Source organism: Pigmentiphaga litoralis (genome assembly GCF_048632615.1).
In the GTDB taxonomy this organism is placed as follows: domain Bacteria; phylum Pseudomonadota; class Gammaproteobacteria; order Burkholderiales; family Burkholderiaceae_B; genus Pigmentiphaga; species Pigmentiphaga litoralis_B.
Map to the genome: position 1 here is coordinate 4,093,975 of NZ_CP184479.1, position 23,350 is coordinate 4,117,324.

Genomic DNA, 23,350 nt, shown 5'->3' on the forward strand with positions numbered 1-23,350 from the left:
CCCATGCGTCTGTCCATCCGCCACCAGACCCGCTACACCTATGACAGCCCCGTGCTGTATTCCATCCAGCAGATCCGGCTGACACCCAATTCGGCGCCGACCCAGTTCGTCGCCAACTGGGACCTGTCGGTGCCGGGCAAGCTCAACACATCGCTGGACGCGTACGGCAATACGCTGCAGACGCTGGTGCTGACGCGGCCGATTACCGAGATGACCTTTACCGCCACCGGCGAAGTCGAAACCACGCCCCTGCAGGACGGCCGTCTGCTCGAAGGCCCCGGCCGCATTCCGCTCGAGCACTTCACCTGCACGACGCCACTCACGGAAGTGGACGCTGCCATTCTGGACCTGGCCAATACGATCCCCGACCTGAAGTCGCCGTCGTCGCTGATCAACCTGGCGCAGAGCATCCGTGGCAAGGTGGCCTATCAGACCGGATCGACCGAGGTGACCGGTACGGCGGCTCAGGCGCTGGCGCAGGGCAAAGGCGTGTGCCAGGACCATGCGCATCTGTTCATTGCCTGCTGCCGGGCGCGCAATCTGCCGGCACGGTATGTCAGCGGCTACCTTGAAACCAGCAACGCCCCCGAGATCGGCGAGCAGGCGGCCAGCCACGCATGGGTCGATGTCTGGCTCGACGACTGCGGCTGGATTTCGGTGGACGTCACTCAGGGACGGTTCGCCAGCGAGCAGTATTGCCGGCTGGCGGTGGGGCGCGACTACGCAGCGGCGGCGCCGCTGCGCGGCATGCGGGTCGGGGGCGGGAACGAGGCGTTGTCGGTGGACGTCACAGTCCAGGTCGTGGTCAAGAGCTTCTAGCCCGTTGGGGCCAGCCTGGCGCGCGACAGACGGTAGAATGGACGGCCCATCGCGTTCCATCTGTTTTCCCACACCATGACTTACTGTGTCGCAATGAGCGTGTCCGACGGCCTCGTATTCCTGTCGGATACCCGCACCAACGCTGGCGTCGATCACGTCAGTACCTTTCGCAAAATGGCGGTGTTCGAGCAGCCGGGCGAACGCGTGCTGGTGCTGATGACGGCGGGCAACCTTGCGCTGACGCAGTCGGTGGTGCAGCTGCTGACCGAGCCGACCCACCCGGGGGCCAGACCTTGTGGACCGTGCCGTCCATGTTCGAGGCGGCGCGGCTGATCGGCGAAGCGGTGCGCGAAGTCTACAAGCAGCACGCCGCGGCGCTGCAGGAATTCAACGTCGAATTCAATTGCAGCTTCTTGCTGGGCGGCCAGATCCATGGCCAGAAGATGCGGCTGTTCCAGATCTATGCGGCCGGCAACTTCATCGAAGCGTCGACCATGAATCCGTATTTCCAGATCGGCGAAGCCAAGTACGGCAAGCCCATCATCGACCGCGTCATCACGCCCTCGACCCCGCTCGACGAACTGGCCAAGTGCGCGCTGATTTCCATGGATTCGACCCTGCGGTCCAATGTGTCGGTCGGATTGCCGCTGGACCTGCTGGTGTATGAAAAGGACAGTCTGCGCGTGACCAAGTACGCGCTGATCGACCACACCAACGAGTACTACCAGATGATCCACTCGACCTGGGGCGAACGCCTGCGCCAGGTGTTTACCGAGATCCCGGATCCGAAGTGGACGTCATCCCCGCAGTCCGTGCCGGCCGGCGAACGGTCGTTCAAGGTCGAAGCGCCGCCCCGCGCCGACATGCCGATCGCCGGGGATATCGAACTGGTGCCCACGCCAGCACAGACGCTGGCGCAAGAAGCGCCGCCGCTGCGCGACGCCTGATCGGCCAAGGGGCGTAGCGCTTGCTGCGCCCCGATCCTTCGTGTCCGCCTGCCGCCGCGCACCGCGCGGCATCCCACCTACGCCAGCGTCGACGGCCGCATCAGGGTAGCCGGCAACGGCGACAGCACGTGTTCGAAGGCCGCGGCGGTCAGCGGCCGCGAAAACCAATAGCCCTGCGCTTCGTCACAGCCCAGTTTGGTCAGGCTGTCCGCGTCGTCGGCGGTTTCGACCCCTTCGGCCGTGACGTGGATACCGAGTTCATGGGCCATCGCGATGATGGCGCTCACGATCGCGCGGCCTTGCCGGCCCGTGGACATGGCCATTACCAGGGACCGGTCGATCTTGATCCGATCCACCTGGAACCGGGTCAGGTACGACAGGCTTGAGTACCCCGTTCCAAAATCGTCGATCGCGATTTCGACGCCCATGTCCCGCAAGCCCTTCAGCGTATCCATGGCGGCCGACGTGTCGTCCAGCAGCACGCCCTCGGTGATTTCGACTTCGAGATAGGCCGGGTCCAGCGATGCCGCGTCGAGCGCGCGCTGCACCATCTTCAGCACGTCGACCTTGCGGAACTGGATGGGTGACACGTTCACGGCGATCCGGGGACAGGTGCCGAAGCGGGACAGGATCCGCGCCGCCTGGCGGCACGCCGTACGGACCACCCATTCGCCCATGGGCAGGATCAGCCCGGTGTCTTCGGCAACGGGAATGAATTCGCCCGGACCGATCGCGCCCTTGACCGGGTGGTTCCACCGCAGCAATGCCTCGGCCAGCGTGATGCGGCCGTTGGCCAGGTGGATCTGCGGCTGGAAGGCCAACGTGAACTGCTCGGTTTCCACGGCTTCCTGCAGCAGCACCTCGAGTTCCAGCCGCCGCGTCGACTGCGCCTGCATGGCGTATTCGAAGTGGCGCAGCGTGTTGCCGCCGTCGTTGCGCGCGGCGCTCAGCGCCAGCAGGGCACGCCGGATCAATGATGCCGATTCGGTGCCCGCGTCCGGAAACGCGCTGGCGCCTGCACTGACCGTCAGGCGCAGCTGGGTGCCCAGGTAGTCGACAGGCTGCGCCAGGGTGCGCAACAGGGTGGCCTCCCGTTCAGGACCAAGGGTGCGCAGGCCGGTGGTCACGATCGCAAACTGGGTCGCACTCATCAACCCGACCGACTGATTCGCCTCGCACCCGGCACGCAATCGCTCGGCCACCTGCTTGACCGCGGTTTCACGGGCGGCCGGACCCAGCGTGTCGTGCAGCTTGCGCAGGTTATCGATCTCGATGATTGTCAGCAGTACCGGTTCGCTCAGCACCTTGCGGCGCTGGATGGCCATGTCCAGGTGTTCTTCGACCCAGGTCTGGTTCGGCAGGCCGGTCAGTTCGTCGTGGTGCGACAGGTACCACAGCCGCGACTGCTGCTGCGCGCGCCGTGTGTTGTCCATCGCCATGCCCACGTACCCTTGCAGGTGGCCCGCCTTGTCGGTCAGCTGCGACATGGTCAACAACACGTGCACGCGGCTTTGGTTGCGCCGCACATAGACCCACTCGGAGTCCGGCAGGGTCACGATGTCGCGCACGGGGCCCGCCGCGTAAGCGTGTTGCACCGTAGCGGACGGCAACAGCAATTCATTGCGGCGCTGCTGCCATTCGCTGGGTTCATGCATGATGTCGAAGCCGTGTTCGCCGATCAGTTCGGCGGCGCCATAGCCGGTCAGCCGTTCATACGCCAGATTGACCAACTGGAACACGCCGTTGGCATCGCACAGGAACATGCCGCAGGGCGCGGCCTCGAGCGCAAGGCGATAGGCGGAGTCGGCCACCCATGCCGGGGTGGACCAGGTAAGGGAAGTGGCAGTGTTGCGCAGCACGCGTCGGGCTCCAGTCCGGGGTGTCGAGTGGGGGTGTCTTGCCGGATCGGCGCAAACAACAACGGGTCCACGAAGGACCCGTTCAACCCGATTATGCAGTGCTTTCCGGACGTGCGCGAGACGCGCCGCAACAACTGTTCGGGCCGTTGCGACTATCGCTGCGCTGTCATGTTTCGACCATCAATTTTCGATCTTCGAATCCATCGTGATCGTTGCGTTCAGCACCTTCGACACGGGGCAGCCCACTTTGGCGCTATCCACCGCTTTCTGAACGGCATCCTTGTCCGAACCGGGGGCCGTCACGGTCACGTCCAGATGCGCGGCGGTGATCGCGAAGCCTTCGCCGACCTTGTCGAGCGTGATCGTCGATGTCGTGGCAATGTTTTGCGCGGTAATGCCGGCGTTGCCCAATTCCAGCGACAAGGCCATCGAGAAGCAGGCGGCGTGGGCCGCGCCGATCAATTCTTCCGGGTTGGTGCCAGGGCCGGTTTCGAAGCGTGACTTGAATCCGTACGGAGCATCTTTCAGGACGCCGGTCTCGGTCGAGATCTTGCCCTGACCGTCCTTGATTCCACCTTGCCAGACTGCCGAACCTTTCTTCTTCATGAGTCGCTCCTAAAGTGAAGGGCTAGCGTAGCTCGCGTGCGCGACCGTGCGTGCGACAGGCCGTCTCGACTTGGAAAGCGCCTGTAACTCGGCCATGGGCCGACAACCTGACGTTATCGCGCCGTGCCAGGCATGGAATAGGGGCGCCTTTGGCTTGGGACCGGAACTAGCGCGTCTCAGCGGATCAACACGTCGCGCAGCGCTTCGACGAACCTTGCGGCGGGCGGGGGCAGGGGACGGCCCTTGAGCTGCGCCACCACCAGCGTGCTGCGCTCCAGCTTGCGGTCGGAGATGGGCCGCGCGACCACGCCATCCCGCGCCTCGGCCATCGGCGCCCCTAGCGGTATCTGGAAAGTGACGGCCGTAGTGCCACGGACGTAATTGCGCAGCATCTCGAAGGAATTCGATTCCATCGCCACCCTGGGCTTGAGCGAGCTGCGCGCAAAAATTGATCGAGCACGATCCTTCCCCCAGCGACCGGTCGGGCAGGGCAGCCGGATACGCCAGGCAGTCGGCCATGCTGACGCGTTGCTGCGCAGCCAGTGGATGGCCGGCGGACATGACCGCGCACAGGGCTTGGTCAACGGTGAATATGGGCAGGATGTCGGCAGCGGCGGGGGCGTGGTAGACGATGCCCACATCGGCCTGGAATTCGCGCAGCGCCTGGATGACCACGGCGTGATCCGCCACCGTGACGGTAAAGGTGATGCCGGGATGCCGTTCGTTGAACGTCTGGATCACCTGCGGCAGCACGGTGTGGACCAGGGCCTGGCTGGCGACCACCGACACGCTGCCACGTTGCAGGCCCTTGAGTTGTTCGATTTCGGCGCGCACCCGTTCGAAGTCCGCGCGCTGCGCCCGCACATGGTGCAGGAAGATCTCGCCCGCCGACGTCAGCCGCATGCCGCGCGCGTGCCGTTCGAACAACGGCGTGCCCAGTTCCGCTTCCAGGTCCTGCAGGCGGCGGTCCAGCGCGGACGGCGTCAGGAACAGGGCTTCAGCCGCCTTGCGAATGGAGCCACAGCGGGCGATCTCGTCGATGTGGCGGAAAACGCGAAGGTATTGGAGGGTCATGAGAAAGGTAAAAGCCGCTGCAGGGAGGCACCCGCGCGGCCATTCGCGAGCGTTGCCAAAAATCGAACAGGGTGCAGCGACTATAGCACTGGATATGATGCACTCCGGACGGCATGATGGGGCCATCGTTAAGGGTTTTTTCAGGAGCTTTTCCATGCAACGCGTCGGTGTCCACAAGATTCTCTGCAGCGGTCCAGGTGACCTGTCCGTCGCCCTCAAGCTGATCGACGCGGGCGAGATCGACCCGGCAGACATCGTTGCCGTCATGGGCAAGACCGAAGGCAACGGCTGCGTGAACGACTTCACGCGCGAATACGCCACGCGGGCCTGGTGCCATGCGCTTGCGCCTCGTCTGGACCTGACCGCGGACGAGGTGGAGCACCGCATTGCCTTCGTGATGTCGGGCGGCACCGAAGGCGTGCTCAGCCCGCACTTCACGGTGTTCACGCGCAAGGTGACGGAGGATGCCCATGACGGCGCGCCGCGGCTGGCCATTGGCATTGCCTTCACGCGCGCCTTCCTGCCCGAAGAGCTGGGCACGACGGTTCAGGTCACGGAAACCGCGCAAGCCGTCAAGGAAGCGATGGCGGATGCCGCCATCGCTTCTACCGACGATGTCCATTTCGTGCAGGTGAAATGCCCGCTGCTGACCTCGACCAAGATTGCCGATGCCCTGTCGCGCGGCCAGACGCCCGTTGCGCACGAAACCTACGAATCGATGGGGGCGTCGCGCGCCGCCTCGGCGCTGGGCGTGGCTGTGGCGACCGGAGAGATCGCCGAATCCGCCGTCAGCAACGACGCCATCAACGCGGACTGGTCCCTGTTTTCAGGCGTTGCGTCGGCATCGGCGGGCATCGAGATCGACTACAACGTCGTGATCGTGATGGGCATGAGCCGTGCATCGGACAGCCCTTATGTGATCGACCACGGTGTCATGGATGATGCGATCGACGCCGACAGCCTGCGCGCCTGCCTGATGCGCCTGGACATCGATCCGGGCATGGGCCGCGCGGCGCTGGCCGAGCGTATCGTCAACGTGTTCGGCAAGGCCGAGGCCTCGCCCGACGGACAGGTGCGCGGCGTGCGCCACACCATGCTCAACGATTCGGATATCAACTCGACCCGCCATGCGCGTGCCGCGGTGGGCGCGGTGGTGGCCTCGGTGGTGGGGCAGAGCGCCGTGTATGTGTCGGGCGGCGCGGAGCATCAGGGCCCGGCGGGAGGCGGTCCGTTCGCGGTGGTGGCGCGGGTGTGACGCGGGTTGTGACGCGGCTGTAAGGGCAGTGTGAGGCGAGTGTGACGCAGGTGTAGCGCGGAACACGTGCGGTGAGGCGCCTTGGGCCGCCACCGGCGGCCCAAAGTACGGTGCTTTATACTGCCGGCGCGCGGGCGTGTTGCCCGCGCGTTTTTTGCCCGTGCCGCCTGGGTGCCAGAATGCACCCAGTGCGCGCCATGTCGAGCTTTGCAATGATGTGTCTTTTCCGCCCGGCGCCAAGCGCCGTGGGCTTGTCCGCCTTGTCCGCCTTGGCCCTGTCCGCCGTCGCCCTGTGCGGCGCCCCAAGCCTGGTCCATGCCCAATCCAACGTCACCGTCTACGGCTTGATCGATTCCGCCGTGCGTTACAGCACGCACGAAGGCCCCGACGGGAGTGGCAAAGCGCAACTGTCCGACGGTGTGCTGACCGGCAGCCGGCTGGGGTTTAGGGGTGCCGAAGCACTGGGCGGCGGCTACCAGGCCGAGTTCGTGCTGGAAACCGGCTACTCGCCGGACACCGGCATCAACCAGCAGGGGGGCGCCTGTTCGGCCGGCAAGCCACGCTGGGCCTGTCGGGCGGCTTCGGCCGCGTGACGGTCGGCCGGCAGTTCACGCTCCCGCAGGACGTGATCGGCAGCTACGAAGCCACCTACCTGGGCAATCTGGTGCTGCTGGGCTACCAGGGCACGACCTACACCGGCCTGCGCCAGGACAACATGGTCAAGTACGTGGGCGCGGTAGGCAGCACGACGCTGATGGCAAGCTACACGCCCGGCGAGCGCCCGGGCCAGCCCGTCGGCACCGGCGCGACATATGCGGGCGCGGTATCGCACACGTCCGGCCGCGCCATGCTGGCCGGCGTGTATCAGGTGCAAAAGGACGTTGAAAGCTACTTCGGGTCGGTCGTGCCCGCCACCCGCCAGACCACGTGGTCGGTCGGCGGGACCTATGCGCTCGACCGCGCCAGGCTCTACCTGGGCTACACATGGAATCACCTGGCGCAGTCGGACACCGTGAACCGGGCTGTCTATACGGGGTTCAACGCCACCCTGGCGCCGGCCTGGAGCCTGATCGGCGCCATCACCTACGACCATGTGTCGCGCGGTGGCAGGTCGGGCCAACGCGTCAGCACCGGCGCCATCCTGGGCTATGCCTTGTCCAAACGCAGCGACGTGTACGTGGCGGCCGATTACACCTGGCTGCAAGGCGAGTGGATAGGCGTGGCAAGCACGCCCGGTTTCTTCACGCCGTTCTACGCGTCGAATCCGACACGGATAGGCGCGATGGCAGGTGTGCGCACGCGCTTCTAGTTGGCGCGGGATGGGTCGGGTCGATAGGTCACCTTCGCTTGCCGCGTTTCCGCCGTCTCCGATATAGTTGAGAAAATCAACGATAGGCCGTACGCAGGCCGGGAGACCTTGCATGACCCTCGACATTCACTGCGCCGTGCAGGGCGCCGACATCCTTGGCGAAGTGCCGCTGTGGTGCGATCGTACGAACCGGCTGTGGTGGGTGGACGTGCGCCGGCCGGCGCTGCAGTCCTACGACCCGGCGACCCGCGCGCATCGCGCAATCCGTCTGCCCGACGGACTGCTGACCGGCAGCATTGCCTTGCGTGAAGCCGGCGGTTTCCTGCTGGCCACGCAGCGCGGCTTTTTGTGTACGACCCCGAAACCGGCGAGCCGCCGCGCTTCATCAACCACCCCGAAACGGACCTGCCGCACAACCGGCTCAACGACGGCAAATGCGACCGGCGCGGCCGGTTCTGGGTGGGGAGCATGCGTGATGCGCAGCGCGAGCCCGAGGGCACCCTCTATCGCTTCGACCCGGACTATCAATCCACGCCGATGGCGAACGGCATCGTGGTTCCCAACTCGGTGGCATGGAGCCCCGACGACAAGACCATGTACTTTGCCGACACGCATATCCAGATCATCTGGGCGTATGACTTCGACATCGACGAAGGCCGGATCACGAACCGCCGCGTCTTCAAGGATTGGACGCATCAGATCGGCCGGCCCGATGGGTCGACGGTCGATGCTGAAGGGTATCTGTGGACGGCAATGGTGGCCTCCGGTGAACTGGTGCGTCTGGCCCCGGATGGCAGCGTGGATCGGGTAATCCGGCTGCCCGTGACGAACCCGACCTGCCCGGCGTTTGGGGGCGCGGACCTGGGCACCCTGTTCGTGACCAGCCATTCGCAACGCCTCACGCCCGAGCAACTGGCCACCGAACCCGCGGGTGCGTTGTTGATGATGGACGTGGGCGTGAAGGGGATCAAGGAGCCGCGCTTCCGCGGGTAAACCAGTGCGGGGCGCGGCAAGCGTTCAGTCGATCGGAATCTTGCGCTCCCGGATCACCGTTGCCCACTTGTCCTGTTCGTGCGCAATGAAGCTTGCGAATTCCGGCTGCGTCATGGGTGTCTCGGTCAGGCCCGATTCCTCCATGAAGGCGCGCAGCCGGGCGGACGCCAGCACGTCGGCAATATCCTTGTGCAGCTTGTCTTTGACCGGCTGGGGTGTGGCCGCGGGCGCGAAGAAACCGAACCACGAACTGGACACCACATCGGGCACGCCGGCATCGACAAAAGTGGGCAGCCCCGGCGCTTCCTTCAGCCGGTCCGTGCTGGCGACCGCGATGGCTTTCAGCTTGCCTTCCTTTGCCAGCGACAGCGATGCCGGGAAGTGGAACATGGCGTTGACATGCCCCGCCAGCAGATCGGCCAGCGCCGGACCCGCGCCTTTGTACGGCACATGGACCATCGAGATCCCGGTCTTGGACGCGAACAGTTCCGCCGTCAGATGCGGACTCGACCCATGTCCGGTCGACGCGAACTTGAGCGCGCCCGGGTTGGCCTTGGCATAGGTCAGCAGTTCGGCCAGGTTGGTGGCGGGCACCGACGGATGCACATACAGCACGTTGGGCGCGGTGGCGCCCATGGCGATTGGTGTGAAGGCATCGGCGGAATACGGCAGCGACTTCATGAGCACCTGGTTGGTCACGTAGCCCGTGCTGGTGAACAGCAGTGTCTGGCCATCGGCCGCCGCGCGCGCCACGTACGCCGTGCCGATCGTGGTGCCGCCGCCGCCCTTGTTCTCGATGAAGACGGTGGTCTTCCATTTCTCGGTCAGTCCTTGCGCCACCTGCCGCACGATGCCGTCGGTCAGCCCGCCGGGCGGGTAGGGCACGATGACCTGAACCGGCCGGACGGGATAGGTCTGGGCGGAAACGCCCAGGGGCGCGGCCAGGACAGCAAGGGCGGCCGACGCCCCCAGCGCCCAGGCAGCGCGGCGCATCACAAACACGAACATGTCATCCTCCATTGCGCGGAGCATCACCGTGCCCCGTCGTCGAATGGGAGTACGGTAGCGCAACAAGTTGTGCTTATCAACTAGATTCGGCCGCGAAGTGCGCAGCGACGTGCCGCATCAGGCGCAACGCCGTGTCAGTGGGCCGGCGGCACGGCGTGTGCGCCAGGCGCAGCTCCATCCGCATCGGCTCGCCCGTCATGCGGATCACCGTCAGCAAGCCCGATGCGACCTCGCGTTCGACCGCGCGGGCCAGTGTGCACAGCATGCCAACGCCCGCCATGGCCATCGCTCGGACCACCGTCGACTCGGTCGCGCGCGCCACCACTGGCGCGTCGGCAATGCCTGCCCTTTCCAGCATGGCGTTCATCTGCGGACCGAAGCCAAGGCGGTGCGTTGCGCGTACGAACTGGTGGCGGGCCACTTCCTGTGGGGACACGGCGGTCCGCCCGGCCAGTGGATGCGTGGGCGCGGCCACGATCACGAACGTCACGTGCGCGATGACGTCGGACGGCAGCGACGGCAAGGCGTCACGCGCGAGCAGGCAACCGACATCGGCCGTGCCGTTCATCAGATGCTGGACCACGGCGTCGGTATCGGCGGCCAGCGTTGCCAGATCGGTGTCCGGATGGTCCCGCGCGAACCCGGCCAGGCAGGGCGGCAGCAGCAGATTGGCGACGGCAGGCTGGCAGGCCAGCACGACCTGCCGGCTTGCGGACTGGCTGCGGCGCGACAGGTCATCCGACAGATCGCTGGCATGGCTGAGCAGCGCACGGGCATGCGCCAGCAGCGCAAGCCCCGCGTCCGTCAGCTGGCCGGCCCGGCCGCGCCTGCGCTGCACCAGATGGGTCTGGCTGCGTGCCTCGAGCGACCGGATGTGGTCGCTGACCGAGGGTTGGGTGATGCCCAGACGATCCGCGGCCGCGACGAAACTGCCGGATTCGGCAACGGCGACGAAGACTTCCAGGCTGCGGACGGAAACATTGAGCATGCTCGAAAACTAGCACATATAGGCTGCGGCCTATACCGGGTATAGCCCCAGCACCCGTTGCTTGCCGCCCTGCGCCACGGCCATACTTCGGCGAGAGACGACCCGGCCGCCAGGCCGTACAGGAGCCGCCAATGAGCGACCAGGCATACCCCGACCCACAGCGCATCGACGTGCATTTCCATACCATCCCGGACTTCTTCCGTGACGCGGTCATCGCCGCCGGCCGGGGCCCCACCATCAGTTCCGGCTTTCCGGCGTGGACGCCCGATACGTCCGTGCAGCTGATGGACAGGCATGGCATCGCCGCCGCGATCCTGTCGGTATCGCAGCCCGGCGTGCACTTCGGGGATGACGCGGCGGCGGCGGCGCTGGCCCGGCGGTGCAACGACTACATGGCGGGACTGATCAGCGACCGGCCCACCCGCTTCGGCGCCTTCGCCACCGTGTCGCTGCCCGATGTCGACGCGGCCTGCAAGGAAGTCGCCTATGCGCTCGACACGCTCAAGCTGGACGGCGTGTGCCTGCTGGCGAGTTACGGTGAACGCTTCCTGGGCGACCCGCATTTCGAGCCTTTGATGGCCGAGCTGTCGCGGCGGCGCGCGGTGGTCTTCATCCACCCCAACTTCCATCCGTCGAGCCGGACCATCCAGTTGCCGTACCCCGCATTCATGATGGAGTTCCTGTTCGACACGACACGCGCCGCCGCCAACCTGGTCTTCAGCGGCACGCTGGACCGCTATCCCGACATCCGCTTCATCCTGGCCCACGCGGGCGGGGCGCTGCCCTACATCTCGTGGCGCATGTCGGTATCGCCGGTGATCGATCCCCGGCTGCCGCGCCTGTCGCCCGACGACGTCATGGAACGGCTGGGCCGGTTCTGGTATGACACGGCGATCTCGGCGGGCCCGTCCACCTTCGGTTCGCTCGATGCCGTGGCGCGGCCCGACCGCATCGTGTTCGGCAGTGATTGGCCCTACGCGCCTGAGTCGGTCACGACATTGACGGTGGAGGCATTGACGCAGCCGGACCGGTTCGATGCGGACCGGCAACAGGCGATCGCGCGCGACAACGCCTTGCCGCTGTTCCCAAGATTCGCGCGCTGACAGGCGCGCTGCGTTGCCCGGCGACGCCCGCACAGACCGGGCGCGTCGTTCATGAGTGGAGGAGACCCCATGCTGACCTTGAAGCTCCCTGGCGTTGCCGCGATGGCGGTGGCCACGACACTGTCCGCGCTATGCACCGCGGCCGCCTGGCCTGGCGCCTCATTCGCCGCGACGGCCGCCGAATGGCCAACCGGCATGGTGCGCATCATCGTGCCGTTCCCGCCCGGAGGCACCACGGACGCGGTCGCGCGTTTGCTGGCTGAAGACCTGGCCAAGTCATCAGGCAAGTCGGTGATCGTGGAAAATCGTCCTGGCGCCAATACCCAGATCGGGACGGACGCGGTCGCCAAAGCCGCGCCCGACGGGTTGACGCTGCTCTTCACGACCTCGCCCTACGCCATCATCGCGGCCATGTACCCCAAGCTGCCCTACAACCCCGCCAGGGACCTCACGCCGGTCGTGCGCGTCGCCGAAAACGCGATGTTGCTCGTCGCCCATCCCGGCGCGCCCGCCAGGACCGTGCGCGACATGGTCGCCCTGGCCAAGGAAAAACCCGGCGCGCTGACCATCGCGTCGGTCGGCAACACGGGCATGAGCTATATGTCGAGCGAACTGTTTGCCGCGTCCGCCGCAATTCAAGTGACCCACGTTCCCTACAAGGGCACGGGGCAGGCCATGCCGGACCTGCTGGGCGGGCAGGTGAGCTACTTCTTCGACAACCCAAGCACGTCCTTGCCCTACGTCCGGTCGGGCAAACTGGTGGCCATCGCCAGCACCGGCAGCCGACGCGAAGCCGCCTTGCCCGATGTGCCGACCCTGGCGGAAGGCGGGCTGACGGGCTTCGAAACGGTGAACTGGTATGGCATCTTTGCGCCCGCTCGCACCCCCGCGGACGTGCTGGACCGCATCAACCGCGACGTGGTCCGGTTCGTGACGCGGCCGGACGTGAAGGAACGCCTGGCCAAGGACTCGGTGGAAGTCGTCGGCAGCACACGCGCCGACTTCGCCAGCTTTCTGCAGAAAGACATGGCGAAGTGGGCGTCGGTGGTCAAGGAACGCAATATCCGGCCGGAGTAGGACGGGGCGGGGCGGCAGTGGATCGCTTCCGACTGGCGCAGTTCAATCCGCCGGGATCACCGGCAGCGTGATCGCGTTATCCGCCGCATCGTCAAAGTGCAGCGTCGTGACGCCTCCAAAAGTGTGCATCGGACGGTCATCCGGATCGTCATGCACGAATGGCCCGCAGCCTTTCATGGGGTGCTTCATGTTCGACAGCCGGGCCGCGGGGCCGTCCCATTCGTAGTCCTTGCCGCGCACAGTAATGGCGATGCGGTAGCCGGCCGGCACCACGATGCAAGTGGGCCAGATCTCGACATCCAGGGTCACCGGCTCGCCCGGGTTCAGCGGCCACGGTTCGTCGTGCGTGTAGTAGGGCCGATAGGGCAGGGTAAGTGCCGGGTCCTGCTTGCGATGCGACGCGCGCAGCCAGCCTTGGCCAATCGGTGTATGCGGGTCGAGCGCGCCATGGAACACGACTTCGGTGTCCGACGGATCGAACACGCGCAGCACCGCAAAGATATCGGCGTCAGTCGTCGACGACGACACCTTCAGGCGAAGCACCGACGGGCCGGTGATCTCGGTCTCGGTGGTCATTGGCAACGATCGGAAGGTCAGGCCGTCGCCCATCGCGTCAAATTCGAGCGTGCTCAAGCTTGAGCGAACTGCTTCCTGGCTCAGGCTGAGATCATCGGGATGCAGGTGAAAGCGCGTCCACTGGGTGCGGGCCAGGGGCCATTCGTGTTCGCCACGCACCACGAAACGGTCGACGTGACGGATCTGCAGCTGGACCGGCGCCTGGTCTTCCCAGCCGGTGCACTCGCCCTTCAGGAAATGTCCAAAGAAGCGCTTCTGCAAGGTCACCCCGTAGTCGGTGTAGAACTCCGCCCAGTGCGCGCCGCCGTGCATTTCCAGCCACTTCTGAGTCGATGCCGACCGCATGAAGGCTTCGATATTGCCGCGCAGATGCAGCCCCTGTCCGCCCCAGTTTCCGGCCGACAGGAAGGGTACGGTGATCCGGTCGAAATCGGGCGAACGGTCGCGGTAGTAGGCATCATCCAGCGGGTGCGCGATCAGTTGCCGCCACATGTCGACCCGATTGTTGGCCAGCTCGTCTTCAGGCAATGTCTCGGGTCCGCACACCCATTCGCCATTGAAGGCACTGCGCGCGCCACGTTCGCCGCGTCCGTGCTGCACCGTCCTGACCTGCATTTCGTGCCAGTTCTTGGCGAATACACACAGTATGCCGCCGTGATGCGTGGCTTCGCGATACCGGTCGCTGTTGCCTTCCCACGCGCAGATGGCCGCCAGGTGGGGCGGTTGCCGTGCGGCCGCGCGCCAGGCGTTGATCGCGTAGTAGGAGATGCCGTTCATGCCGACCTTGCCGGTGCACCAGGTCTGCGCCGCGGCCCACTCGATGCTGTCGACGATGTCTTGCGTTTCGCGGGGCGAGTGCTGGTCGGACACGCCGGGCGAGCGGCCCGCGCCGCGCGAGTCGATCCGGATGCAGACATAGCCGTCGGGCACCCACTTTTCAGGGTCGACCACTTCCCAGTTCTGGTAGGCATTGGACGAACCGCGCGCGGTGTCCGGGTGCTGCTGGACCATGATGTCCCAGGCGGTCTTGTAGCCTTCCTGAAAGGCCAGCCCCTTGCCGTACGGGCCATAGCTCAACAAAACCGGATAGGCTTGGTCGTCGTCGGGACGGAAGACATCGCAGCGCAGGATGACGCCATCGTCCATGGGGATCGGTATGTCCCAGTCGATGCGCATGCCGTCCCGCACTTCGCTGCGCAGGGGAGTAAGAGAAGCGTTCGTGGTGCTCATGGTGCATTCCTTGGGTGGCTGCGGCTCATTGCGCCTTGATGTTCTTGTCGGCGATCACGCGGGACCAGGTGGCCTTTTCCGTCGTCATGTCCTGCACCAAGCTGGCCGGACTGCCGGCAATGACTTCCGACCCGTCCTTGTCCGCGCGCGCCTTGAATTCCGGCAGGGCCATGATGCGGGCCACTTCGGCCTGCAGCTTGTCGCGAATGGCGTCGGACATGCCTTTCGGACCAAATACGCCCGTCCAGATATACGCTTCGACCCCTGGCACGCCTTCTTCGGCAGCGGTCGGCACGTCAGGTACGGCCGGTGACCGGCGGGCGGCTGTGACGGCCAGGCCGCGCATCCTGCCTGCTTGCACCATAGGCTGGGAAAAGCCCACCGAATCGCACATGAAGTCGACCTCGCCGGCGGCCAGCGCGGCCTGTGCCGGTGCGGCGCCCTTGTAGGGCACGTGCACGGTGTCGATGCCGGCGGCGATGTTGATCAGTTCGCAGGCCAGATGGCCGCCGCTGCCGAGGCCGACGCTCGAGTAATTGAGTTTGCCGGGACGGTGTTTGGCGAGTGCCACGAACTCCCTCGGGCTCTTGGCAGGCAGGGCGCTGGCCACCAGGAAATACATGGGATAGCGGATCACCATCGTGACGGGCGTGAAGTCCGCGACCGAATCGAAGGACGCCGGCTTGTGCAGCAATGGACCAATCACTTGTGCACTGTTCGATGTGAACAGCAGGGTGTAGCCGTCGGGTGCGGCTTCCTTGACGATGTTGCTGCCGATCAAGCCGGTAGCGCCCGGCTTGTTGTCGACCACAACCGTCTGCTTCCACGTCTCGCTCAGCTTCTGTCCGATCAGCCGCGCATAGGCGTCGGTGGGGCCGCCCGCGGGAAAGGGCACCACCAGCCGGATCGGCCGGTTGGGGTAGTCCTGGGCGTGCGCAGCCAGGGGCAGCGCAAAGCCGAGGCAAGTTCCGAGAATGAGGGTAAGCGCGCCAGGCAGGCGGAGTAAGGGCATGCATGTCTCCTGATGTGTCCGCGGGAATGTCTAGATTCCCACTGGTAAATCGAACCCCAATCCCCGTGCATGGGCGAGGGGCAGCAGCCTTGCGCCCACGATGATGTCCTGGATGGCCAGGCCCAGGGATTCGAAGCAGGTAATGTCGTCGGCGCCGCGCCGCCCGGGCCGGCGGCCGGTGATCACTTCGCCAAGCTCGTGGATGTCGCTCCAGCTCAGCCGGCCTTTTTCGAGCAGGGGCAGCAGGTCGCCGCATTCCTTGTGCGCAACGGCGCGGCTGTCGACGACGATCGCGTTGCAGCGTTGCAAGGTCGTCTCGTCGATTTCGCGTTTGCTGAGCAGGTTGGCGCCGGCCGCATTGACGTGCGTGCCGGGGGCAAGCCAGTTGCCGTCAAAAACCGGCAGGTCCGAGGTCGTGATGGTGGTGACGATGTCGCTGCCGCGTACCGTGTCTTCGGCGCATTCCGCCGGCCGGACACGGATGCCGACCCGGCGCGACATGGCCTCGCAAAACACCGCCAGTTTCTGCGGATCGCGCGCATGCACCTTGACCTCGCGGATCGGCCGCACATGGCAGACCGCCTCGATCTGGCCGACTGCCTGCCGGCCGCTGCCGAACACGCCCAGTACGGCGGCATCAGGGCGGGCCAGGTGCCGGGTCGCAACGCCGCTGGCCGCGCCGGTGCGTGTCATGCCCAGGGTCTGCGCCTGCAGGATGCCGGCAAGATGGCCGTCGGTCGTGTCATAGACATACAGCAGGAAACGCGCGACGCCCTGGCTGATGGTATAGACCTTGTAGCCCACGGCCTGTTCGCTGGGCACCAAGCCCTGCAGCAGGTGCTGCGTGGTGGAGGGCGTGCGCAGCCGTTCGCGCGGAACATTCTGCGCGGCGCCATCCGCCATCTCCGCCATGACCGATTCCACGGCATCGAGCGCCATCGGCATGGTGAGCAGGTGTGCGACATCGTTTTCAGTCAGGTATCGGGCCATGGGTTTCTTGTTAGGGTAGGATGCGCGGCGTCGTTGTCTGCCGCTGTGCGACTGTAGTGTCGCGGCCCATCATTCAGGAAATACCGTGTTTTGATGGAAGCGATAACATTGTGTGATGGGGTGGCAGAGACATCCTGACGCGCCCAGTGGCATCAGCGGGGGCCATCCTGCCCCGTCGTCATGAAGGAACGGTTATCGTGGATCTCGTGCAGCTCCGCTATTTCGTGCAGGTGGTGGACCTGCGCAGCTTTACCAAGGCGGCCGCGGCGCTTCACATCGCGCAGCCCGCGATCACCCGCCAGATGCATCTGCTGGAGGACGAGCTGGGTGTGCAGTTGCTGTACCGCCACAGCCGTGGCGCCGAGCCGACCGAAGCCGGCCGCCAGTTGCGCATGGGCGCGCAGGCGATCTTCCGGTTGCTGGAACAGACGCGCGCCGATGTGATCGCGTCCAGCGCGGTCGTCTCCGGATCCCTGCGTATCGGGTTTCCGCCGTCGATGGGCGACCTGCTGCTGGGGGATGTCATCGGCACCTTTCGCGCGCGGCATCCCAACGTTGAACTGAGCCTGCAAGAGGGCTATAGCCACGCCATGCGCGATGCTCTGCTGGGCGATCGCCTTGACCTGGCCTTTATTACCGGGCACGACACCAATCCCCTGCTGATGACCACCCACCTGTACGACGAGCAGATCTGGCTGATGGAGCCTCCTGCGGCCAGTGGCAAGCCGCAACGCAAGAAGCGCTACCGGCTGACAGACGTGGCCAGCCGCGACCTGATCCAGCCCAGCCGCACCAACACGCTACGCCAGATGCTGGACGATCAGGCCGCGCGTCAAAAGTTGGCGCTCAAGGTCGTGGTGGAAGCAGAGGCGCTGCACCTGATCAAGGACCTGGTGCGGCGCGGGGTGGGCAGCCATCTTTCACCTTATTCCGCCGTGGTGCGCGGCATCGAGCGCGGCGCGTTTGTTGGCGGGCCGGTTGACGGCCTGTCGGTGTCCCGATTCCTCGTGCGGCGGGTGGACCGCCCAGTCAGCCTCGCGCTGACCCGGTTCCAGGAAATCCTGACGGCGCGTCTGGCAGAGATCCATCAGACTGCCAGGGGCGCTGTCGTATTGCCTGGCGCGGGCGATGGCAGACGCGCGCGCAGCCGCGGGGCTTAGCCGCGTGCGTGTCAGCGGGGCAGACACGTCAGCCCCGCACTTCGAACAACGCCTCGATTTCCACCGCCACGCCGTAAGGCATGCTGGCTACGCCGACCGCCGTGCGGGTATGCGCGCCGGCTTCGCCGAACACGGCCATCATCAGATCCGACGCTCCATTGACGGCATCGGCAACCTGGGTGAAATCGGGCTCCACCGCCACGAAGCCGCGCAGGTTGATCACCGACACGACGTCATCGAGCCCATTGGGCAACAATGCGCGGGCCTGCGCCAGGACATTGAGCGCGCTCAATCGGGCCGCGTCCTGCGCTTCGGACAGCGTGAAGCGGCTCCCCACGCGGCCCACGTAACGCAGCTCGCCATTCCAGCTGGGCAACTGGCCGGACACCCACAACTGGTTGCCAACACAGCGCGCCATCTGGATGCGGGCGGCGCGGGGGCGTGCCGGGGTGGGCAGGTCGATGCCCAGGCGGCGCAGGCGCGCTTCGGGCAATTCGTCGGCGTCGATGGGTGGCGGTACAGGATGGTTGGTCATGGTAAAGCTCCAGAAGATGGAATCGTGAAGCGGACGGGAAACAGGAACAGCATGCGCCCGTTTCGTGACCCGGTGCTGACGGTGTGCGGGCAAGCCATAACCGGCCGGTTGTAGCGGGCGTGCCAAGTGGAATGGGCGGGGGCCGTACCCGCTTCTATGATGGGCGCCTGCCCTGACCAGGAAGGCCCCATGCTCTACATCATCTATCAGGAAGACCGCGACGATGGCGCCGCCGAGATCCGCCAGCAGGTCAAACCCGATCATCTTGCCTACCTCGACCGCTTCGAATCCGTGCTGGTGCTGGGCGGGGCCCTGCTTGCGGAAGACGGGGTCAAGCGCACCGGCAGTGTGCTGATTCTCAACGTGCCCAGCCTGGCCGATGCCGAGGCTTTTTCAGTGAATGAGCCTTTCCGCAGGGCCGGTCTGTTCAAGCGTGTGTCCATCTCCCGCATGCGCCGTGGCCAGTGGAATCCGGACGCGGCGCCGGCGTCGGCCGAAGGCAACTGATCACGACGGCGCGGCCGGCGCCTGTACCCGCGCCGCGCCCGGCGCCGCGTGATACAGCTCGGCGGCGGCTTCGCGCAGGCAGGCGATCATCGAAATGGCCGCGTCCGACAGCTTGAAGGTGTCGTTGGTGCTGATGCCCACCGGCAAGGCGGGGTAGCCGATGTCGATCGGCAGCTGGGTCAGCAGGCCTTGCTGAATGTCCGCCTGGACCACTTGCCACGGCAGCGCCGCCACCGCCGGCCGCTGCGCCAGCAGGCTGCGGATCAGTGGCACGGACACCGTCTCGATGATCCGGTGAGGCCTGGGCAGCCCTTCGCGCATCAGGAACAGGTTGATCGGCGTGCGCACCACACTGGTTGCGTGCGGCATGATCCACTCCTGGTCCAGCAGGTCGGCGGCCGCCAGCGGCGCGCGTTTCGACAACGGATTCTGGCTGCCGGCGACCAGCACGATGGGTTCGAAGTACAGCGGTACTTGCGTGATCCATTCCATGTCGCTCAGGTCTGTCATCCGCCCGACCACGATGTCGATGTCGCCCGCCACCAGCCCGGCCATCAATTTTTCCTTGTTGCCATCCACGACCGTAATGCGCGCGGTGGTGTCGCGATCAAAGAAGATGGACAGCGCCCGGGGCAACAGCTGCGGCAGGGCAACCATATAGCTGCCTATCGTCAGCTTGCCGCCTCCGCCGTGACGCAAGGCGGTCAGCTCATCCGCCGCACGCCGCAGTTCGGCATGCACCGACCGGGCGTAGCGGATGACATGTCGGCCAAACACCGTGGGTGTGACACCCTTGGAGGTCCGTTCGAACAAAGGTTCTTCGAGCAGGGCTTCCAGCTCGTGAATCGTTTTCGAGACCGCCGGCTGCGACATGTGCAGGGCCTCTGCCGCCCGCGACACCGTGCCGCAATCGGCGACCGCTTTCAGCAGCATCAATTGGCGCAGCTTGATCTGGGTGGTCAGGATACGTTCGATCGAACGATCGGCGGACATGGGAAATCCTTGCCGGAGCATGGGCGGACGATTCCGGGATCTTAACGAAGAACGCCGGCGTTGCCATGCTTTGCCGGGAGCCATAACCGTTTGGTTGTCGCGCCGCACCAAAAGCGAATGCAGCGGGCAAAAAGGCGCTGCTAGAGTCGGCCTGACGAACTGCCAATTCTTGCGCCGGAGACTTCGCGTGCGGATCCTTGCCTACGAGATCGAACATATCAGCCTGCCCGACGAAGATCCCAACTGGAAATTCGCGGGCCAGGCCTACCCCACCAATGACGCCTGCATCCTGACGATCATTGCCGAAGACGGAACGCGCGGCATCGGATATGGCGCGGCATTTCCCCATCTGGCGGCAACGGCCCTGGGTGTCGAAGGCGCGCTGCAGCGGATTTGCGCCGGACTGGTTGGCCGGGACGTGATGGCGCTGGAAGCCAATTTGCATTACATGCAGGGCGCGCTCGTCGGCAACCATCCGGCCAAGGCCGCGATCGACTGTGCGCTGCACGACCTGAAGGCGCGGCTGCTTGAAGTGCCTTTGTATGACTTGCTGGGGGGCAAGGTGGTGGACCGCATTGCGATCTGCCGCATGCTGGGCCTGAAGGCGCCCCACGAGATGGCCGAGCGCGCGCAGCGCCTGGTCGACCAGGGGTATCGCCATCTGAAGCTAAAGGTGGGAGGCGAGGTGCGCGACGACCTTGCCCGGCTGGCAGCGGTGCGCAAGCAGGTGGGCGACGAGGTGCGATTGGTTGCGGATCCCAACCAATCGTACCGGGCCAAGGATGCCATTGCGTTTGCCCAGCGCGCGGTGGATTACGACGTGGACATCATCGAGCAGCCCGTGCGCACCGACGACCTGGAAGGGCTGCGCCATGTCACGCAGCTGTCCAGCATCGCGATCGAAGCCGACGAAAGCGCCTATTCCGCCGAGTCCACGTACCGGCTTGCCGCCACGGGCGCGATCGATGCCGTCAGCCTGAAGGTGCCCAAGATGGGCGGCCTGCGCGCCGTGCAGACCGCCGCGCGCATCTGCGAAGTGGCGCATCTGGGATGCCGCATGGGTGCCAATGTAGGCAGCCAGTTGCTGGCCGCCCATGCGCTGCATCTTGCCGTGACCTTGCCCAACCTGACCTACGCGTGCGAGCTTGCCGAATTCCAGAAACTGCTCAACGATCCTTTCGAAGGGTTGACGGTGCAGGACGGCTACCTGAGCGTGCCGGACGGACCGGGGGTGGGTGTGCATCGCCGGGCAACGCAATAAGCCTTCGCTTGTGACCCGGCTTGACCGGCTCTGGCGTGTCACGCCCCCTTGGTTTGGCCGCTTCGGTTCGCCTCTATCAGGATTGATCATGCGCCTTCGTCTTCGCAGCATCACCACCGGCATTGCATCCTGGGTCATGGCAGGCTCCTTGATTGCGAGCGTGGCCGGGACCGCGATGGCCCAACCCGCGAGCCGCACCGTGCGCCTCGTCGTTCCGTTCGCCGCAGGCGGGCCGGCCGATGTCATCGCACGCAAGATCGCGGACCGCCTGGGCCCGCAACTCAACACGGTGGTTGTGGTCGACAGCCGCCCGGGCGCGAATGGCGTGATTGGTGTGCAGGCCGTATCCAAGGCCCCGCCGGATGGCAGCGTCCTGCTGTTCGCCACCTCGGGCATGCTCACCATCAGCCCGGCGCTGTACAAGGACCTGAGCTACGACCCCTTGCGTGACCTGACCCCCATTGCACGCGTGGTGGCCAACGGCAGTGCGCTGTTGGTCAACAAACAGGTCCCGGCCAACACGATTCAAGAATTCGTTGCGTACGCCGCCAAGTCGTCCACGCCGGTGGCGATCGGGTCGGCCGGCACCGGCAATATCACGCACCTGTACCTGGAATTGCTGAAGGAATCGACCCGCGCGAATCTGGTGCACGTGCCCTACAAAGGCGTCGCCCCGGCATTGGCGGACGTCATGGGCGGCCAGATCGCCGGCGTGTTCGTGGACCTGCCTGCCGCGCTGCCGCTGTTGAAGGCCGGCAGCGTCAAGGCCCTGGGCATGGTTGGCGACACCCGCAGCCCCGCCGCGCCCGACATCCCGACCATCGCCGAACAGGGCTGCCGGGGCGTCGACGGTGTGAGCTGGTTCGGCGTTCTTGGACCGGCGGGCATGCCCGCCCCGGCGGTCGAACGCGTCCACGCCGCGCTGGCGCGGGTGCTGAGCGAACCGGATGTGGTCAAGAGCCTGCAGGACATCGGCTCGGTACCGTCACTGGATACGCCGCAGGAGATGCGGAAGCTGATCGCCGAGGAACAGGTGCGCTGGGCGGGGCTGATCAAGGCGCGGAATATTACGGTGGATTGAGGCCGAACTCCGGCCGCAGCTTCATCGCCGCGGCCGCTTCTTCCAGGCACTGCACCATCAGTTCCGCGCCGGGCGTCAGTCCTCGGTTCTTGTTCCACAACACCCCGCGGGGACGCATCACGTGCGGGAAGGTCAGCGGAAGGATCTTCAGGGGCTGCGACGTGTCATGCGCAACTGCGCCCGCCATCACGGCAATGGCGTCGGTCACCAGCAGATACGCCCGCGCCAGGCTGGTGGAAAGCGTTTCGACGTAGTTGTTCGTCAGCGCCACGCCATGCTGTTCCAGCGTGCGCTCCAGCGGCGCCCGCAGGATCGTTCCGGTGGGCGGCAAGACCCATGGATAGGGCTGCAGGTCGGACCACTTCAGCCGCTTCTTGCGTGCCAAAGGATGCTGGTTGCGGATCATCAGGCTGACGGGTTCGTCGAGCAATTCCTTTTCGTCGAAACCGTCGGTGGCGTTGCGCACGGGCAGGCGGCCCACCACGATGTCCACGCGGCCCTGCCACAATTCGGGCAGCAAAGTCTGCGCGATGCCTTCGGTTACCAGGACGTTGGTGCGGGGAGAGCGCTGCTTGAGTAGCGCGATGGCTTGCGGCAGCAGCACGGACGTGGCGGCCGGGAAGGCGCCGACGTGGACCTTGCCTTCGGCGCCCGAGCTGAGCGATTTGAGTTCGTCTCGGGCCTGGTGGATTTCGGTCATCAGGGTGCGTGCATGACGCACCAGGCATTCGCCATAGACGGTGGGCCGCAGGCCCTGCGCCGTGCGGCTGAACAGTTCCAGCCCAAGGCCTTTTTCCAGTTCCGCCAGTGCCTTGGATACCGCGGGGACGGTCACGTGCGAGATCTCGGCGACCTGCTTCAGATTGCCGTGGTCGTAGAGCGCGGTGATCAGCCGTAGATGGCGCGCTTTCAGATTGAGCTGCATGTACCAGTCGATTTGCGCCATGCAAGTTCCCCGGGGATGAGT

Annotated in this window: 20 protein-coding genes and 3 pseudogenes; 12 read left to right on the top strand and 11 right to left on the bottom strand. The window is 65.6% G+C overall.

What is annotated here, in order from left to right; all coding sequences use genetic code 11:
- The first annotated feature begins 3 nt into the window (after positions 1 to 3).
- Together ACNANG_RS18825 and ACNANG_RS18830 are read left to right on the top strand one after the other, a co-directional pair.
- On the top strand, positions 4 to 819 hold the full coding sequence (locus tag ACNANG_RS18825) for a transglutaminase family protein (protein ID WP_420224290.1): 816 nt from the start codon (positions 4 to 6) through the stop codon (positions 817 to 819).
- A 75-nt stretch (positions 820 to 894) separates the two neighbouring features.
- A pseudogene (locus tag ACNANG_RS18830) lies at positions 895 to 1,766 on the top strand (peptidase).
- A 77-nt stretch (positions 1,767 to 1,843) separates the two neighbouring features.
- Here the strand turns inward: ACNANG_RS18830 and ACNANG_RS18835 are convergent.
- From ACNANG_RS18835 to ACNANG_RS18845, 3 genes and pseudogenes are all read right to left on the bottom strand, one after another.
- Positions 1,844 to 3,625 (bottom strand): putative bifunctional diguanylate cyclase/phosphodiesterase, encoded by a 1,782-nt coding sequence (locus ACNANG_RS18835; RefSeq protein WP_420224291.1) that lies wholly within the window; start codon positions 3,623 to 3,625, stop codon positions 1,844 to 1,846.
- 180 nt (positions 3,626 to 3,805) lie between these two features.
- A complete protein-coding gene (locus ACNANG_RS18840) occupies positions 3,806 to 4,231 on the bottom strand; it encodes an OsmC family protein (protein WP_420224292.1) in 426 nt (141 codons plus the stop codon).
- 176 nt (positions 4,232 to 4,407) lie between these two features.
- Positions 4,408 to 5,572, bottom strand: a pseudogene (locus tag ACNANG_RS18845) (LysR family transcriptional regulator).
- On the opposite strand from ACNANG_RS18845, the gene ACNANG_RS18850 reads away from it, so the two are divergent.
- From ACNANG_RS18850 to ACNANG_RS18865, 4 genes and pseudogenes are all read left to right on the top strand, one after another.
- On the top strand, positions 5,460 to 6,560 hold the full coding sequence (locus tag ACNANG_RS18850; RefSeq protein WP_420224293.1) for a ring-opening amidohydrolase: 1,101 nt from the start codon (positions 5,460 to 5,462) through the stop codon (positions 6,558 to 6,560). The pseudogene ACNANG_RS18845 and the gene ACNANG_RS18850 overlap by 113 nt on opposite strands.
- A 212-nt stretch (positions 6,561 to 6,772) precedes the next feature.
- Positions 6,773 to 7,153 (top strand): porin, encoded by a 381-nt coding sequence (locus tag ACNANG_RS18855; RefSeq protein WP_420224294.1) that lies wholly within the window; start codon positions 6,773 to 6,775, stop codon positions 7,151 to 7,153.
- Positions 7,150 to 7,869 (top strand): porin, encoded by a 720-nt coding sequence (locus tag ACNANG_RS18860; RefSeq protein WP_420224295.1) that lies wholly within the window; start codon positions 7,150 to 7,152, stop codon positions 7,867 to 7,869. Before ACNANG_RS18855 ends, ACNANG_RS18860 begins: the two co-directional genes overlap by 4 nt.
- A gap of 112 nt (positions 7,870 to 7,981) precedes the next feature.
- A pseudogene (locus ACNANG_RS18865) lies at positions 7,982 to 8,862 on the top strand (SMP-30/gluconolactonase/LRE family protein).
- A gap of 24 nt (positions 8,863 to 8,886) precedes the next feature.
- Here ACNANG_RS18865 and ACNANG_RS18870 read toward each other — a convergent pair.
- Together ACNANG_RS18870 and ACNANG_RS18875 are read right to left on the bottom strand one after the other, a co-directional pair.
- Positions 8,887 to 9,870 carry a Bug family tripartite tricarboxylate transporter substrate binding protein gene (locus tag ACNANG_RS18870; protein ID WP_420224296.1) on the bottom strand — a complete coding sequence of 328 codons (984 nt, stop codon included), beginning with the start codon at positions 9,868 to 9,870 and terminating at the stop codon, positions 8,887 to 8,889.
- 76 nt (positions 9,871 to 9,946) lie between these two features.
- A complete protein-coding gene (locus ACNANG_RS18875; protein ID WP_420224297.1) occupies positions 9,947 to 10,858 on the bottom strand; it encodes a LysR family transcriptional regulator in 912 nt (303 codons plus the stop codon).
- Positions 10,859 to 10,989: 131 nt separating this feature from the next.
- Here ACNANG_RS18875 and ACNANG_RS18880 point away from each other — a divergent pair, with 131 nt between their 5' ends.
- Both ACNANG_RS18880 and ACNANG_RS18885 read left to right on the top strand, forming a co-directional pair.
- Positions 10,990 to 11,961, top strand: a complete 972-nt coding sequence (locus ACNANG_RS18880; RefSeq protein WP_420224298.1) for an amidohydrolase family protein — start codon at positions 10,990 to 10,992, stop codon at positions 11,959 to 11,961.
- Positions 11,962 to 12,030: 69 nt separating this feature from the next.
- Positions 12,031 to 13,038: a tripartite tricarboxylate transporter substrate binding protein gene (locus tag ACNANG_RS18885; RefSeq protein ID WP_420224299.1), complete on the top strand. Its 1,008-nt coding sequence runs from the start codon at positions 12,031 to 12,033 to the stop codon at positions 13,036 to 13,038.
- 42 nt (positions 13,039 to 13,080) lie between these two features.
- Here ACNANG_RS18885 and ACNANG_RS18890 read toward each other — a convergent pair whose 3' ends face one another.
- From ACNANG_RS18890 to ACNANG_RS18900, 3 genes are read right to left on the bottom strand one after another with little or no spacing between them, the layout of a single operon-like run.
- Complete coding sequence (locus tag ACNANG_RS18890; protein WP_420224300.1) at positions 13,081 to 14,844, bottom strand: CocE/NonD family hydrolase; 1,764 nt, start codon at positions 14,842 to 14,844, stop codon at positions 13,081 to 13,083.
- A 25-nt stretch (positions 14,845 to 14,869) separates the two neighbouring features.
- Positions 14,870 to 15,856, bottom strand: a complete 987-nt coding sequence (locus ACNANG_RS18895; RefSeq protein ID WP_420224301.1) for a Bug family tripartite tricarboxylate transporter substrate binding protein — start codon at positions 15,854 to 15,856, stop codon at positions 14,870 to 14,872.
- 30 nt (positions 15,857 to 15,886) lie between these two features.
- Positions 15,887 to 16,846, bottom strand: coding sequence for an ornithine cyclodeaminase family protein (locus ACNANG_RS18900; protein ID WP_420224302.1), 960 nt, complete (start codon positions 16,844 to 16,846; stop codon positions 15,887 to 15,889).
- A gap of 197 nt (positions 16,847 to 17,043) precedes the next feature.
- Here ACNANG_RS18900 and ACNANG_RS18905 point away from each other — a divergent pair, with 197 nt between their 5' ends.
- Positions 17,044 to 18,006, top strand: coding sequence for a LysR family transcriptional regulator (locus tag ACNANG_RS18905; protein WP_420224303.1), 963 nt, complete (start codon positions 17,044 to 17,046; stop codon positions 18,004 to 18,006).
- Positions 18,007 to 18,034: 28 nt separating this feature from the next.
- Here the strand turns inward: ACNANG_RS18905 and ACNANG_RS18910 are convergent, their stop codons facing one another.
- Positions 18,035 to 18,541: a RidA family protein gene (locus tag ACNANG_RS18910; protein ID WP_420224304.1), complete on the bottom strand. Its 507-nt coding sequence runs from the start codon at positions 18,539 to 18,541 to the stop codon at positions 18,035 to 18,037.
- 189 nt (positions 18,542 to 18,730) lie between these two features.
- Here ACNANG_RS18910 and ACNANG_RS18915 point away from each other — a divergent pair, with 189 nt between their 5' ends.
- On the top strand, positions 18,731 to 19,048 hold the full coding sequence (locus ACNANG_RS18915; protein ID WP_420224305.1) for a YciI family protein: 318 nt from the start codon (positions 18,731 to 18,733) through the stop codon (positions 19,046 to 19,048).
- Here ACNANG_RS18915 and ACNANG_RS18920 read toward each other — a convergent pair whose 3' ends face one another.
- Positions 19,049 to 20,041: a LysR substrate-binding domain-containing protein gene (locus ACNANG_RS18920; protein ID WP_420224306.1), complete on the bottom strand. Its 993-nt coding sequence runs from the start codon at positions 20,039 to 20,041 to the stop codon at positions 19,049 to 19,051.
- 187 nt (positions 20,042 to 20,228) lie between these two features.
- Between ACNANG_RS18920 and ACNANG_RS18925 the strand changes: the two genes are divergently transcribed.
- Positions 20,229 to 21,302, top strand: a complete 1,074-nt coding sequence (locus ACNANG_RS18925; protein ID WP_420224307.1) for a mandelate racemase/muconate lactonizing enzyme family protein — start codon at positions 20,229 to 20,231, stop codon at positions 21,300 to 21,302.
- Between the two features lie 88 nt (positions 21,303 to 21,390).
- Positions 21,391 to 22,383, top strand: coding sequence for a Bug family tripartite tricarboxylate transporter substrate binding protein (locus tag ACNANG_RS18930; RefSeq protein WP_420224308.1), 993 nt, complete (start codon positions 21,391 to 21,393; stop codon positions 22,381 to 22,383).
- Here ACNANG_RS18930 and ACNANG_RS18935 read toward each other — a convergent pair.
- Positions 22,370 to 23,329, bottom strand: coding sequence for a LysR substrate-binding domain-containing protein (locus tag ACNANG_RS18935; protein ID WP_420224309.1), 960 nt, complete (start codon positions 23,327 to 23,329; stop codon positions 22,370 to 22,372). The two genes, ACNANG_RS18930 and ACNANG_RS18935, sit on opposite strands and share 14 nt — an antisense overlap.
- Positions 23,330 to 23,350: the final 21 nt, after the last annotated feature.

Excerpts from the sequence above, each read along its gene's own strand:
- ACNANG_RS18915 (WP_420224305.1), top strand. The coding sequence starts at position 18,731 with ATGCTCTACATCATCTATCAGGAAGACCGCGACGATGGCGCCGCCGAG.
- ACNANG_RS18880 (WP_420224298.1), top strand. The coding sequence starts at position 10,990 with ATGAGCGACCAGGCATACCCCGACCCACAGCGCATCGACGTGCATTTC.
- ACNANG_RS18920 (WP_420224306.1), bottom strand. The coding sequence starts at position 20,041 with ATGTCCGCCGATCGTTCGATCGAACGTATCCTGACCACCCAGATCAAG.
- ACNANG_RS18875 (WP_420224297.1), bottom strand. The coding sequence starts at position 10,858 with ATGCTCAATGTTTCCGTCCGCAGCCTGGAAGTCTTCGTCGCCGTTGCC.
- ACNANG_RS18825 (WP_420224290.1), top strand. The coding sequence starts at position 4 with ATGCGTCTGTCCATCCGCCACCAGACCCGCTACACCTATGACAGCCCC.
- ACNANG_RS18855 (WP_420224294.1), top strand. The coding sequence starts at position 6,773 with ATGATGTGTCTTTTCCGCCCGGCGCCAAGCGCCGTGGGCTTGTCCGCC.
- ACNANG_RS18930 (WP_420224308.1), top strand. The coding sequence starts at position 21,391 with ATGCGCCTTCGTCTTCGCAGCATCACCACCGGCATTGCATCCTGGGTC.
- ACNANG_RS18890 (WP_420224300.1), bottom strand. The coding sequence starts at position 14,844 with ATGAGCACCACGAACGCTTCTCTTACTCCCCTGCGCAGCGAAGTGCGG.
- ACNANG_RS18870 (WP_420224296.1), bottom strand. The coding sequence starts at position 9,870 with ATGTTCGTGTTTGTGATGCGCCGCGCTGCCTGGGCGCTGGGGGCGTCG.
- ACNANG_RS18885 (WP_420224299.1), top strand. The coding sequence starts at position 12,031 with ATGCTGACCTTGAAGCTCCCTGGCGTTGCCGCGATGGCGGTGGCCACG.
- ACNANG_RS18840 (WP_420224292.1), bottom strand. The coding sequence starts at position 4,231 with ATGAAGAAGAAAGGTTCGGCAGTCTGGCAAGGTGGAATCAAGGACGGT.
- ACNANG_RS18850 (WP_420224293.1), top strand. The coding sequence starts at position 5,460 with ATGCAACGCGTCGGTGTCCACAAGATTCTCTGCAGCGGTCCAGGTGAC.
- ACNANG_RS18935 (WP_420224309.1), bottom strand. The coding sequence starts at position 23,329 with ATGGCGCAAATCGACTGGTACATGCAGCTCAATCTGAAAGCGCGCCAT.
- ACNANG_RS18900 (WP_420224302.1), bottom strand. The coding sequence starts at position 16,846 with ATGGCCCGATACCTGACTGAAAACGATGTCGCACACCTGCTCACCATG.
- ACNANG_RS18895 (WP_420224301.1), bottom strand. The coding sequence starts at position 15,856 with ATGCCCTTACTCCGCCTGCCTGGCGCGCTTACCCTCATTCTCGGAACT.
- ACNANG_RS18910 (WP_420224304.1), bottom strand. The coding sequence starts at position 18,541 with ATGACCAACCATCCTGTACCGCCACCCATCGACGCCGACGAATTGCCC.